Source organism: Streptomyces sp. NBC_01689 (assembly GCF_036250675.1).
GTDB lineage: Bacteria > Actinomycetota > Actinomycetes > Streptomycetales > Streptomycetaceae > Streptomyces.
In genome coordinates, this window is record NZ_CP109592.1 from 4,279,871 (window position 1) to 4,292,302 (window position 12,432).

The 12,432-nt window shown below is 74.1% G+C and carries 10 protein-coding genes; 2 read left to right on the plus strand and 8 right to left on the minus strand.

From position 1 onward, the window contains the following. Window positions 1-98: 98 nt before the first annotated feature. From OG776_RS18090 to OG776_RS18110, 5 genes are all read right to left on the minus strand, one after another. A complete protein-coding gene (locus tag OG776_RS18090; protein ID WP_148010108.1) occupies window positions 99-1,088 on the minus strand; it encodes a malate dehydrogenase in 990 nt (329 codons plus the stop codon). 593 nt (window positions 1,089-1,681) lie between these two features. Further along, on the minus strand, window positions 1,682-2,917 hold the full coding sequence (locus OG776_RS18095; RefSeq protein ID WP_329321650.1) for a helix-turn-helix domain-containing protein: 1,236 nt from the start codon (window positions 2,915-2,917) through the stop codon (window positions 1,682-1,684). Between the two features lie 482 nt (window positions 2,918-3,399). After that, on the minus strand, window positions 3,400-3,933 hold the full coding sequence (locus OG776_RS18100; RefSeq protein WP_148010107.1) for a helix-turn-helix domain-containing protein: 534 nt from the start codon (window positions 3,931-3,933) through the stop codon (window positions 3,400-3,402). A 261-nt stretch (window positions 3,934-4,194) separates the two neighbouring features. Then, window positions 4,195-4,809, minus strand: coding sequence for a DUF3017 domain-containing protein (locus OG776_RS18105; protein ID WP_410093229.1), 615 nt, complete (start codon window positions 4,807-4,809; stop codon window positions 4,195-4,197). A gap of 178 nt (window positions 4,810-4,987) precedes the next feature. Continuing rightward, complete coding sequence (locus OG776_RS18110) at window positions 4,988-5,842, minus strand: bifunctional methylenetetrahydrofolate dehydrogenase/methenyltetrahydrofolate cyclohydrolase (protein WP_148010106.1); 855 nt, start codon at window positions 5,840-5,842, stop codon at window positions 4,988-4,990. Window positions 5,843-6,117: 275 nt separating this feature from the next. On the opposite strand from OG776_RS18110, the gene OG776_RS18115 reads away from it, so the two are divergent. Further along, the gene (locus OG776_RS18115; protein ID WP_148010105.1) at window positions 6,118-6,720 is read left to right on the plus strand and encodes a proline-rich domain-containing protein; all 603 of its coding nucleotides are present in this window, start codon (window positions 6,118-6,120) and stop codon (window positions 6,718-6,720) included. Between the two features lie 155 nt (window positions 6,721-6,875). Here OG776_RS18115 and purH read toward each other — a convergent pair whose 3' ends face one another. Continuing rightward, window positions 6,876-8,465, minus strand: coding sequence for a bifunctional phosphoribosylaminoimidazolecarboxamide formyltransferase/IMP cyclohydrolase (gene purH, locus OG776_RS18120; protein ID WP_148010104.1), 1,590 nt, complete (start codon window positions 8,463-8,465; stop codon window positions 6,876-6,878). Further along, window positions 8,462-9,082, minus strand: a complete 621-nt coding sequence (purN, locus tag OG776_RS18125; protein WP_148010103.1) for a phosphoribosylglycinamide formyltransferase — start codon at window positions 9,080-9,082, stop codon at window positions 8,462-8,464. Before purN ends, purH begins: the two co-directional genes overlap by 4 nt. Before the next feature lie 394 nt (window positions 9,083-9,476). On the opposite strand from purN, the gene OG776_RS18130 reads away from it, so the two are divergent. Beyond that, window positions 9,477-10,307, plus strand: a complete 831-nt coding sequence (locus OG776_RS18130) for a hypothetical protein (RefSeq protein WP_148010102.1) — start codon at window positions 9,477-9,479, stop codon at window positions 10,305-10,307. A 314-nt stretch (window positions 10,308-10,621) separates the two neighbouring features. On the opposite strand, the gene OG776_RS18135 is transcribed toward OG776_RS18130, so the two are convergent. After that, window positions 10,622-12,325 carry a cell division protein PerM gene (locus OG776_RS18135; RefSeq protein ID WP_329321655.1) on the minus strand — a complete coding sequence of 568 codons (1,704 nt, stop codon included), beginning with the start codon at window positions 12,323-12,325 and terminating at the stop codon, window positions 10,622-10,624. Window positions 12,326-12,432 lie beyond the last annotated feature (107 nt).

Genomic DNA, 12,432 nt, shown 5'->3' on the forward strand with positions numbered 1-12,432 from the left:
GCGCCGCCGCATTTATCGCACACGACGGCGCAGGCCCCGCCCGGGAGTTCCGGACGGGGCCTGCGTCGGGTACGCCGAGGTACGGCGGGGTACGGGGCTCAGATGAGGCCGAGACCGCGGACCGCGTCGCGCTCCTCCTCGAGCTCCTTGACGGAGGCGTCGATACGGGCGCGGGAGAACTCGTTGATGTCCAGGCCCTGGACGATCTCGTACTGCCCGTCCTTGGTGGTGACGGGGAAGGAGGAGATGAGCCCCTCCGGGACGCCGTACGAACCGTCGGACGGGATGCCCATCGAGGTCCAGTCGCCGTCCGCGGTGCCGTTGACCCAGGTGTGCACGTGGTCGATGGCGGCGTTGGCGGCGGAGGCCGCGGAGGAGGCGCCACGGGCCTCGATGATCGCGGCACCGCGCTTGGCGACGGTCGGGATGAAGTCCTCGGCGAGCCACTTCTCGTCGCTCACGACCTCGGCGGCGTTCTTGCCGGCGACCGTGGCGTGGAAGATGTCCGGGTACTGGGTGGCGGAGTGGTTGCCCCAGATGGTGAGGCGCTTGATGTCCGCGACCGTCGAGCCGGTCTTCTTCGCGAGCTGGGTCAGCGCGCGGTTGTGGTCGAGGCGGGTCATCGCGGTGAAGCGCTCGGCCGGTACGTCCGGGGCGGCGGCCTGGGCGATGAGGGCGTTGGTGTTGGCCGGGTTGCCGACGACGAGGACCTTGATGTCGTCCGCGGCGTGGTCGTTGATGGCCTTGCCCTGCGGCTTGAAGATGCCGCCGTTGGCGGACAGCAGGTCGCCGCGCTCCATGCCCTTGGTGCGGGGGCGGGCGCCGACGAGCAGGGCGACGTTCGTGCCGTCGAAGGCCACGGACGGGTCGTCCGTGATGTCGATCCCCGCGAGGAGCGGGAAGGCGCAGTCGTCGAGCTCCATGGCGGTGCCCTCGGCGGCCTTCAGCGCGGGCGTGATCTCCAGGAGGCGCAGCTTGACCGGCACGTCCGCGCCGAGCAGCTGGCCGGAGGCGATGCGGAAGAGCAGGGCGTAACCGATCTGGCCGGCCGCGCCGGTGACGGTGACGTTCACGGGAGTGCGGGTCATGGCGTTCTCCGTATGACAGCTGGCGGTGGGGCGTCCCTGCCCCGGGGTGCAGGATCGTCCCCTGCGTCCACCGCAATGATCGATCAAAGGTGCCGATGATCGATCTCTCGGCGTCAAGAGAGATCCGCCGTCAGGCTATCGCGCATCCGACACCCCCGACGGCCGGGTCCCGTGTGGCCCACCCCACAGAGATGTCCGGGGGCCCGAACGGGCGGCCGCTCACCCCGGAGGGCGGCGGCCGCCGAGGGGTGCCGGGTTCTTGTCCGGGGCGGGGGTACGTCCCGTTCCTCCCGGACGTCGCCGGATCCCGTGGGGGTCGTCTGTCCGCCTGCCCCGCCGCGGGGCGTTCATTCCCCCGAATCCCCGCCCCTGTTCCGGGGGCTCCGCCCCCAGACCCCCGTATCGGCCCGAAGGGCTCGTCCTCAAGTGCCGGACGGGCTGACATACCCAGCCCGTCCGGCACTTGAGGACGAGCCCTTCGGGCGAAGGCGGGGGTCCAGGGGGCGCAGCGCCCCTGGCGGGGGGTCCGGGGACAGAGCCCCCGGGGACGGGACGGGTAAGGGCGGCGGGGGCGAGCACACCCGCGCGTCACCTCACCGTGTGCACCCCCGCTGCCCCGACCCCAACGTCACACACGCCTTCGCCCCCGCACCGTCCCCGACGGCGACCATCGGCGTGTACGCGTCGGTGTCGTCCCCCTTCACTCCCGCCCGCTGATCCGCGGCCCCCGCCGACACCACGACCGAGTCCCCGGCCACGGCCCGCGTGATGCGGGCCCACGCGGCCCCGCAGGTCCCGCTGTAGCGGACCTCGACCAGCGTCGTACCGACCGTGATGCTGGTGGGAGTGGTCGCCGACCGCCCCCCGCAGCCCGTCTTCTCCGGGTCCTTGCCCGTGCAGTCCTCGCCGCCGCACTTCACCCCGGCCGGCAGGTCGGGACGGACGGAGGCGGACCCCTTCGCCGCCTCGGGCGTGGCCCGTTTCCTCTGGTCACCGCCGCCGCCCAGCAGGAGAACGGCCGCGGCCGCGACGACGAGCACACCCCCGACACCCGCGAGCAACGTCGTCAGCCGCCGCCGGCGCCGCACGCCCGCATCGGGCACCCCGGCGGCCGGCCGGGCATCCCCCGCCGGGCTCCCCGCCGAACCGCCCGCCCCGCTCCCCTCGGCCGGGGCCGGCCGCGCCGGCCCGGTCGCCGCGGGCCCGGTCGCCGCGGGCCCGGCCGTCACCGCCCCGAACCGTCCCGCGCCACCGGACGACGGCGTGGCGGCGGTCCCCCGGCCGCCACCGCGCCGCGAAGCCCCTCCGGAGGGAGAGCCCGGCGACGACGCCACGGACGCCCCGGACCCCGAGTCCTCGACGTCCGCCGCGGTCGGCTGCCGCGGAACCGACGGCACCCCTCCCGCGGTCCCGGCCGCCCCTGGCGTCGCGGTCGCGCCGCGGCCCCCGCGGCCCCGTCCGCGGTCGCTCCCGTTCACCGGCGGCGGCCCGAACTCCCCGAGCGCGGCCCGCGCCTGGGAGATCCGGATCGCCTCCATGGTCATGTCGTGGCGCATCTCCGAACGGCTCCAGGCACGTTCGGCGAGCTCCCACATGGTGGCCAGATGGACGGGACTGGTCCCGGTCACCTCGGCCAGTGCGACGACCGCGCCCTTGGGCGCCAGCAGCCGTCCGTTGAGATACCGCTCCCAGGACGTCCTGCTGTAGCCCGTGCGGTCGGCCACGGCGGCGACGCCGAGCCCGCTCCGGTCGACCAGCCGGCGCAGTTGAACCGCGAACTCCTTGACCTGCGGATCGAGTTCATCCGGCAAGGCCTTCCAACGAGGCATTGCTCTTCCCCCCTGCTTCCTTCCCCCGGTGCGTGTCCGGCTCTCCGCCACGCGGCCCCCGGCCCCGGGCTTCCCCGAACGCGCGTCGGGTGCGGGCGAGGGAGCGAACCGCCGCCCGCCGGATCGTCGTTCGGGTCACCCACAGGGATGCGTCCGGCCGGGACCCCGGTTTCCCGGGACGGGGGCGCACGGAGGCGTCCGGGCCGGGGCACGCACTGCTCGCGCGCCCTTCGAGCCGGGGTCCCAGTGTCCCATTTCCCCCGCGCCGGACAAACGGACTGGCGACCTCCGCACGGATGTGCTTACGGCCGCCGCACCGGCCCCGCGGGGCGGCCCCGGACGCGCGCGCCGGCAGGACGACCTGGCCGGACGCGACAGGCCCCGGCCTCCCGCCCCCGGCCGCCTCCCCGGGGCCCCGCTGGGCCGTCGCCCGGGCGGGAACGTATGTCCCCACCCCGTCACCGGCCGGTGGAGCCCCCGGGTCATCCCAGGGCGACGGCCCCCGCGACAGCGGCGAGGAGGAGCGCGAGGACGAGCAGGGCCGCGCAGAGGAGGAGACGTCCCGAGCGCGGACCGGACGGGGGTTCCTCGTCGAGCAGGTCCCACCAGGGAAGCGTGGGCGCCTCCTCGTACCCGCCCGCGCCGCGCGGCGCCGCCCCGTGTCCGGCGCGCGCGCCGTGCGCGTCGGCGGCTCCGTCAGCGGCGGGGCCGCCCACCGGAAGACGTGGGGGCGCGGGCTCGCGGGGCCAGACCCGGACCGCCAACTCCCAGCGCACCCCGAAGCGTTCGGCGTCGACGCCGGTGAGCCCCGCGACCCGGCACAGGGCCGCGACCGCCTGCCGGGGCGGCGGCTGGGTCGCGTTGAGATAGCGCTGCCAGGACGACTTGCTGTACGCGGTGCGCGCGCCCAGCGCGGCCAGGCTCAGTCCGGTGCCGTCCTTGAGGAGGCGCAACTGTTCGACGAAGTGCCGTACCTCCGCGGGAAGTTCGTCCGGCAGTGGCTGCCAGGCACCCATCGCTCACCCACCTCCCGCGGCGTCCGGGAGGCGTTCACCCGCCTCCTCCGGTCCCTGTGAGCGAGGGACGGCGGCGGGCGGGGGGACGGTTCCCGTCACACGGCGCGGACACGGTGGCGGAACGGTCACTTCCGTGCCACAGCCCACCGCCCGCTGTTGTCCGGGCCGCTCCCGTGCAGAAGGGTTGTCCCCGGGCCGCGGCCCGTCCTTGCTCGGGGGAGAGGACGGGTCGCGGCGCCGTACGCGGACGGCGCGGGATCCTCAGCGGACCGTGAAGTGCAGCGTGTCGTCCAGGAACGGGATCACCAGCCACGGACTGGGCTGTGCCATCAGCGCGAGCAGCACGATGGCGAGGCCCAGCACGCCGTACGTGACCATGTCGGTGAAGCGGGAACGGACCGCGAGCATGCCCACGTCGGGCAGCATCCAGCGCATCACGGCACCGGCCAGCAGCGCGGCGCCGATCAGGATCGTGCCGAACCGGAACGCGTCCAGCGCGACCAGCAGCAGGCCCAGTCCGACGGCCGCCAGCACGGCCAGGATGGGCCATTGGCGGGCCGGGGCCGGGGCGTCGCCCGAGGCGGCCCGGCCGCCCCCCTCGGGCCGTGCGGTGTCCCTGGTGAACAGCGGGAAGCGGCGGGTGGTACGCCGTGGCCGCCCCTCGGCGTCCGGGGCGCTCACCGCGTCGACCGTGACGGGGTCGTCGATCCCGTCCCCGGCACCGGCCTCCCCGCCACCGGAGACGGCACCGGCCTCCGCGCCGGCCGCGTCGGTGTCGTCCGCGGGTCCGGCGCCCTCCGGGACCTCGCCCCCGGACCGTACGGCCTCCTCGGTCTCCGCCCCGGCCTCCCGCACGGCCGCGCCGGACGTCCGCACCCGGAGGGCCGGCTCACGTCCGCCCGCGGCGGACTTCGCCACGGCGGAGGCCGATGCGCCTCCGCCCGTCACCGACTCCCGTCCGTCCGTCGCGGATTCCCCTACGGCGGAGGCCGGTTCCCGCCCGTTCACCGCGGGGTCGGCCTTGCCCGCCGTGTCCGAGGTGTCCGAGCCGCGCTCAGCCGACACTGCGCTCCGCCGCTTCCACCACGTTGACGAGCAGCTGGGCACGGGTCATCGGGCCGACGCCGCCCGGGTTCGGGGAGATCCACGCCGCGACCTCGGCGACATCCGGGTGGACATCGCCGACGATCTTGCCCTCGGCGCTGCGCGAGACGCCGACGTCGAGGACGGCGGCGCCCGGCTTCACGTCCTCGGCGCGGACGAGGTGCGCGGAGCCGGCCGCGGCGATGATGATGTCGGCGCGCTTCAGGTGCGCGGACAGGTCCCGGGTACCGGTGTGGCACTGGGTCACCGTCGCGTTCTCGCTGCGCCGCGTCAGCAGCAGCGGCATCGGCCGGCCGATGGTCACCCCGCGGCCGACGACCACGACCTCCGCGCCCTTGATCTCCACGCCGTACCGGCGCAGGAGGGTGAGGACACCGTTCGGGGTGCAGGGCAGCGGGGCCGGCTCGTTCAGCACCAGGCGGCCGAGGTTCATCGGGTGCAGTCCGTCCGCGTCCTTGTCCGGGTCCATCAGTTCCAGGATGCGGTTCTCGTCGATGCCCTTGGGAAGCGGGAGCTGAACGATGTAGCCGGTGCAGGAGGGGTCCTCGTTGAGTTCCCGCACCACCGCCTCGATCTCCTCCTGCGTGGCGGTCGCGGGCAGTTCACGCTGGATGGAGGCGATGCCCACCTGCGCGCAGTCGCGGTGCTTGCCCGCGACGTACTTCTGGCTTCCGGGGTCGTCGCCCACCAGGACGGTCCCCAGGCCGGGCGTGACGCCCTTCTCCTTCAGGGCCGCCACGCGGACGGTCAGATCGGACTTGATCGCGGCTGCGGTGGCCTTGCCATCGAGAATCTGGGCGGTCATGGACCCATCCTCGCGGATGACCCGCTCCCGGTACCAATCCGGGCGCCTCCCGCCCGCTCCCGTCTCCCTCGATCACGCCGTGATCAGCGATGTTGCACTTGCGCAACACATGCACAACGCAACCGGAAGCGCTCTGGACAAATTGACCGGGCATTGAGAACCATGAACGACACAGTGCCGCGGGCAGTACCGGGGGGAACCGACCGCTCTGCAGAACTCTCCTCCGCACCGTGCCGCGCCTCGTCCCCGCACCAGGCAACGGAGGAACACCCGCCATGAGTTTCGGCGACCCGAACAACCCGTACGGTCCCCCGCAGGGTCAGCCGTCCGGTCATCCGCCCCAGGGCCAGCCCGGTTACGGCTACCCCCAGGGCGCCCCTCAACAGCCCGGCTACGGCTACCCGCAGGCCCCGCCCGTCCAGCAGTCGCCGTACGGCGGATATCCCGGCGGCCCGATGGTGATGCCCAGCGGGGTGAAGTCCGCGCGGGTGATGCTGTTCGTCATCGGCGGTCTCCAGGTCTTGGGCGCCATCCTGATCGGACTCTCCGCGGTGGCCGTCGCTGCCGCGAAGAACAACGCGGAGCTCAAGGACGACGTCCGGTTCCAGCAGCTCGCCGACTACTCGGCGGGCGCCCTGTGGGCCGTGACCGTCGCCGTGCTGGCCTGGGGTGTCCTCGCGATCTGGCTCGGCGTGAAGTGCGCGAACGGCGGCAACGGCGTACGCATCACGGCGATGGTGTTCGGCATCCTGACGGCGATCCTCGGCATCTACCCGTTCGTCGTCATCGGCCTGGCGCACACCGTGCTCGCCATCCTCATCGCGGTGTTCGTCGGCAAGTCCGACGGCGAGGCCTGGTTCGGCCGGCCCAAGTACTGAGCCCCGCGCGACGCGTGGCGGCCGCGGGTCCGGCCGGTTGCGCCGCTCCGACGACATGACGGCGGCTTCCGGTCCCCCTCCGGGAGGGGGACGGAAACCGCCGTCGGGACCCGCGGCCGGGGACCGGCGTCCGGCCCGGTCCCCAGGGGAACTCCTCAGTGGAAGAAGTGACGCGTCCCCGTGAAGTACATCGTGATGCCGGCCTTCTTCGCGGCCTCGACCACCAGCTCGTCACGGACCGAACCACCCGGCTGGACCACGGCCCTGACACCCGCCTCGGCGAGGATCTCCAGGCCGTCGGGGAACGGGAAGAACGCGTCCGAGGCGGCGTACGCACCACGGGCCCGCTCGGCGCCCGCCCGCTCGACCGCGAGCTTCGCGGAGTCGACGCGGTTGACCTGACCCATGCCGACGCCGACCGAGGCGCCGTCCTTGGCGAGCAGGATCGCGTTGGACTTCACCGCGCGGCAGGCCCGCCAGGCGAAGGCCAGTTCGTCCAGCTCGCCCTGGCCGAGCGCGTCGCCGGTGGCCAGGGTCCAGCTCGCCGGGTTGTCGCCGTCGGCCTGGAGCCGGTCGGTGACCTGGAGCAGCGCGCCACCGTCGATCTGCTTGACCTCGACCGGGTTCGCGGGCGCCCGGTGCGCGCGCAGGACCCGGATGTTCTTCTTCTTGGTGAGGGCTTCGAGCGCGCCGTCCTCGTACTCCGGCGCCACGATGACCTCGGTGAAGATGTCCGCGACCTGCTCAGCCATCTCCTTCGTCACCGGCCGGTTGACCGCGATCACGCCGCCGAACGCGGACAGCGGGTCGCAGGCGTGCGCCTTGCGGTGCGCCTCGGCGACGTTCGCGGCGACCGCGATACCGCACGGGTTGGCGTGCTTGATGATCGCGACGCAGGGGTCCTCGTGGTCGTACGCGGCACGGCGCGCGGCGTCCGTGTCCGTGTAGTTGTTGTACGACATCTCCTTGCCGTGCAGCTGCTCGGCCTCGGCGAGACCACCGGTGCCGTCGACGTACAGCGCGGCCCCCTGGTGCGGGTTCTCCCCGTAGCGCAGGGTGTTCTTCCGCTCGTAGGTGTGCCCGAGGAAATCGGGGAAGCCGCTGGTGTCGGCGGCGGCGTACTCGTCGGCGAACCAGGAGGCGACGGCGACGTCGTACGAGGCGGTGTGCTGGAAGGCCTCTGCCGCCAGCCGCTTGCGGGCGGTGAGGTCGAAGCCGCCCTCCTCGACGGCGGCCAGGACGGCGGCGTACCGGTCCGGGCTGGTGACGACGGCGACGGACGGGTGGTTCTTGGCGGCCGCCCGCACCATCGAGGGGCCGCCGATGTCGATCTGCTCGACGCACTCGTCGGGCGTCGCGCCCGAGGCGACCGTCTCACGGAACGGGTACAGGTTCACCACGACGAGGTCGAACGGCTCGACGCCGAGCTCGGCGAGCTGCTCGCGGTGGCTCTCGAGCCGCAGGTCGGCGAGGATGCCCGCGTGGACCCTGGGGTGCAGCGTCTTGACGCGGCCGTCGAGGCACTCCGGGAAGCCGGTGAGTTCCTCGACCTTGGTGACGGGGACACCCGACGCGGCGATGCGGGCGGCGGTGGAGCCGGTGGACACCAGCTCGACACCGGCCGCGTGCAGCCCGCGCGCGAGCTCTTCGAGCCCGGTCTTGTCGTAGACACTGACGAGCGCGCGCCGGACGGCCCGCCTGGTGCCCGCGGTGCCCTCGGCCGTGACTGTGCTGTCGGCGGTCACTGGATAACTACCTTTCGTCCCTCAATGCGATAGCCGTTGCGGGCGAGCCGCCCCACGACATCGACGAGCAGTTCTCGCTCGACTTCCTTGATGCGCTCGTGCAGAGCGCTCTCGTCGTCCTCGTCCCGGACCTCGACCACGCCCTGGGCGATGATCGGCCCGGTGTCGACGCCGTCGTCGACGAAGTGGACGGTGCACCCGGTGACCTTCGCGCCGTACGCGAGCGCGTCGCGCACGCCGTGGGCCCCCGGGAAACTCGGCAGCAGGGCGGGGTGCGTGTTGACGATCCGCCCGCCGAACCTGGCCAGGAACCGCTTCCCCACGATCTTCATGAACCCGGCGGAGACCACGAGGTCGGGCTCATGGGCGGCGACCGCCTCGGTGAGCGCCGCGTCCCACTCGTCCCGGGTGCCGTAGTCCTTCACCCGCCGGACGAAGGTGGGCAGCTCCGCCCGCTCGCCGCGCGCGAGCCCCTCGATGCCGTCACGGTCGGCGCCGACCGCCACGACCCGGGCCCCGTAGCCCTCGGGGCCGGCCTCCGCCACGGCGTCCAGCAGTGCCTGCAGATTCGTGCCTGATCCGGAGACCAGCACGACGAGGCGCTTGGCCTTGGCCACGACGGGGCCCTTTCTCGGGGGAGCGTTTGTACGGTCGTACGAATGCTTCGCGCCCCGGGATACGGGGAAGTCTACGAACCGGCCGACCGTCAGCAACGATACCGGCACACCGGGCAGCCCCCACGGGACGGGGGCGTGGCCGGAAGGTAGCGTCTGGGGAGGAACCTCCCGGGAACACCGTTCGGCACGGGGAACGCCCCGTGTCCGCGGGACGTTGACCAGGGACGGACAGGAACATCCGGGGCACGCCCCGGGGACCGACGTCCGGGGCACGGCCCCGGGCGTGAGCCCCCGGGTACGAGTCATGGACAGGAAACCCGGGGTGCGCGTAGCGAGCACGATGCCGTGCGGACACGCCGCCCGCCAGAACCACCAAGGGGAAGACGCACACCTGATGCCGGACCGCAGTCTCCGACTCCCTCCGCTCCTGCTGCGCGAGCGGCGCCCTTCGCCCACCCCGCCGCAGGAGAACGGGGACGCGCCCTCGGGCAGGGGCGGCTCCTCGGGCGGGCGCGGCTCCTCGGGCTCCGGCGGCTCGTCGGACGGGAGCGGCCCGGGGTCCGGCCCCGACTCCGACGACCACAACCCGTTCGCGCCCCCGCCGGAGGGCACACCCGACCGGCCGTGGCAGCCCAGACGGCCCGCCGGCGGACAGGGCCCGGACGAGAACGGCGGCTCGGGGCAGCACTCCCCGTGGGGCAGTCAGTGGAGCGACCGGCAGCCAGGCCGTTCGTCGGGCGGCGGCTTCGGCGAGCGGCCCGGCGCCCCACAGGGCCAGGGCGGCCCGGAGGGACCCGGCGGCGGTCCCGGCTCGGGAATGCGCTGGGACCCGACGGACCCCGCCCAGCGCCGGGCGCGCTACGCGCTGCTCTCCGGCATGTGGGCCTTCTTCTTCGCCCTGTTCAGCTGGCCGTACGTGGCCCTGCTGCTCGGCGCGCTCGCGCTGTACTGGGGTGTCAGCGCCCTGCGCGCGAAGCCGCGCAAGCCCGCCCCGGACGCACCCGCGGCGCCCGAGCCGAGCGGCCGCCCGCAGACGACGGCGGCCGTCAGCGGTCTCGTCACCGCGTCCCTCGCCATCCTCATGGTCGCCGCGACGTTCTCCGCGCAGCTCGTCTACAGCGACTACTACTCCTGCACGCACGACGCGCTCACCAACGCGGCGAAGCAGTCCTGCAACGAGCTTCTGCCGAAGGATCTGCGGGGGCTGCTGGGGACGCAGAACTGAGGGGAACCGTCCTGACGCGGGCCCGCACCACCAGCCCGTCCGCGACCTGTGAGCGGGGGCGCGCATGATCAGCCCGTCCGGCGCTTGAGGACGAGCTTCGGGCGACGGCGGGGGTCCAGGGGCGGCGCCCCGACCGGAACCATGCTGGCGCAGGCGCACATCTCCAGCCCGTCCGGCGTTTGAGGACGAGCCCTTCGGGCGACGGCGGGGGTCCAGGGGGCGCAGCGCCCCTGAGTGGGGGTCTGGTGGCGGAGCCCCCAGGTACGGGATGGGTCGGGTAGGGGCGGCGGGGGCGAGAACACCCGCGCGTCACCTCACTCCGGATCCACCTCCCCCGCATCCCCCGACGCCGCCGCCTCCCGCAACGCCGCCCACCGGGCCTCCCGCACCACGTCCTCGTCCCACGCCACCCCCAGGTCGTCGGACGGCAGCAGGTCGTACGGCACCAGGTCGTCGTCCCACTCCTCCTCGCCCATCCCCACCGGCCCGAGCCCCGGCGCCCCCGCGAGGTCCGGCTCCCCGCCCCCCTGGGACACGAGCACCCCCGGCGACGCCACCGACGCCGACACCCGTCCCCCGCTCCCGAACCCGCCCGCACCCTTCCGCTCCCGCCACCAGGACCACGACCACCACCTCGACCCGGACACCGCCGACACCGCCGACGCCGCCGACACCGGCAGCCCTGACAGGACCGACACCACCGACGCCCAGGACATCCGGCGCCGTCCCCTTCCCCCGACGCCCGGCACGGCCGCTCCCACCGGAACGCCGACGCCCACCGTCCACACCGTCACCGCGCCCCCCACCTGCCACCACACCGGCCCGAAGTGGGCCAGCGCGCCCACCCCCAGCGGTCCGCCCGCCAGCCCGGCGAGCAGCGCCATCAGCAGCCCGCACACCACACCGGCGACCCCCACCCCGGCGACGACCCGCCCCCGCGACCAGTCCTCGCCCCCTTCCGCGGCCCCCGCCGCCTTCCGCAGGAACCACACCACCGTCACCCCGGCCGCCACCGGCACCGCCGCGCCCGCCCAGCTCCACGGCCCCCCGCCCTCCGGCACCGCGGCCAGCAGCGGGAACGGCGGCAGCACGGGTGCCTGCCCCGCCGCGGAGAGCGGTCCCGCGACCTGCCCGGCCCCCAGGACGACGCCGGGCCCGAGTCCGTACGCGGCCCCCCACACCGCCGCGTTCGGCACCAGCGCCAGACAGAGCAGGAGCACGGCGAACCGTCCCGACCACACCGCCGTGAGCTGCTGGAAGGACTCCCGCGCCAGATCCCCGTGCCACACCAGCGACGCCCCCACCAGCAGCGCGCCGCCCCCGACGAGCACCGCCGTCCCGGCGAGCGCCGCCCGCACCGAGGCACCGAGCCACCGGCCGGCCCACGGCGCCGGCGGCTCACCGGTGAGGGCCCAGCGGCGCACCCCGGCGGGCAGCGGCCGGCGGGCGAGAGCCCGGCCCACCCGGAACGGCAGCGGCCCCCGCGGATGTCCGTACGCCGTCCACACCCCGGCGGCCGCCGCGCTCGCGGTCAGCAGGGGAAGGCACAGCACCGGCCACGACCAGGACGGCCGCAGCTCGCCACCCGCGGTGTACAGCACGGCCGCCGCGCTCAGGGTCAGATAGCCGGCGACGGTCCCGCCCCACACGGCGTGCCCCGAGGCCCCCGCGTCCGCGTCCGCGGCGTCACGTGCCGCGCGGTGCAGCAGCCACGCCGGGAAGACCGACAGGAGCAGCGGGGTGAGCCCCACCGGCATGGGCAGTCCCGACAGGGTGTCGGTGCGGGCCAGTTCGACCCCGTGGGCGAGCAGCCACAGCGCGGCGGCGACGTGCAGCGCGCCACCGGGCCCGCTGTCCGGGTACGGCGAGCTGATCCACAGCATCATCACGAGGACGGCGAGCGAGCCGAGCCCCAGCCCGGCCGCGAGCGCACCACCCAGGAATCCGGCGGCCAGTCCGGGTGATCGGCGACGCATCCGGGTGATCAGCAGCGACAACGAAAGCCTGTGGTCGGTCATTTGTGTCACCCCGCCATGCTCCCAACGACACGCGCTTTCTCGTCGTAACGGGCAAAGCTCGGATGTGTCGCCCAATATGCAGCTATGCACTTTTTCGTACGGAGGGG

What these genes read in the sequence shown, in the direction of transcription:
- OG776_RS18135 (WP_329321655.1), bottom strand. Translation starts at nt 12,325, where the DNA reads ATGACCGACCACAGGCTTTCGTTGTCGCTGCTGATCACCCGGATGCGT.
- OG776_RS18090 (WP_148010108.1), bottom strand. Translation starts at nt 1,088, where the DNA reads ATGACCCGCACTCCCGTGAACGTCACCGTCACCGGCGCGGCCGGCCAG.
- OG776_RS18095 (WP_329321650.1), bottom strand. Translation starts at nt 2,917, where the DNA reads ATGCCTCGTTGGAAGGCCTTGCCGGATGAACTCGATCCGCAGGTCAAG.
- OG776_RS18100 (WP_148010107.1), bottom strand. Translation starts at nt 3,933, where the DNA reads ATGGGTGCCTGGCAGCCACTGCCGGACGAACTTCCCGCGGAGGTACGG.
- OG776_RS18130 (WP_148010102.1), top strand. Translation starts at nt 9,477, where the DNA reads ATGCCGGACCGCAGTCTCCGACTCCCTCCGCTCCTGCTGCGCGAGCGG.
- OG776_RS18115 (WP_148010105.1), top strand. Translation starts at nt 6,118, where the DNA reads ATGAGTTTCGGCGACCCGAACAACCCGTACGGTCCCCCGCAGGGTCAG.
- OG776_RS18110 (WP_148010106.1), bottom strand. Translation starts at nt 5,842, where the DNA reads ATGACCGCCCAGATTCTCGATGGCAAGGCCACCGCAGCCGCGATCAAG.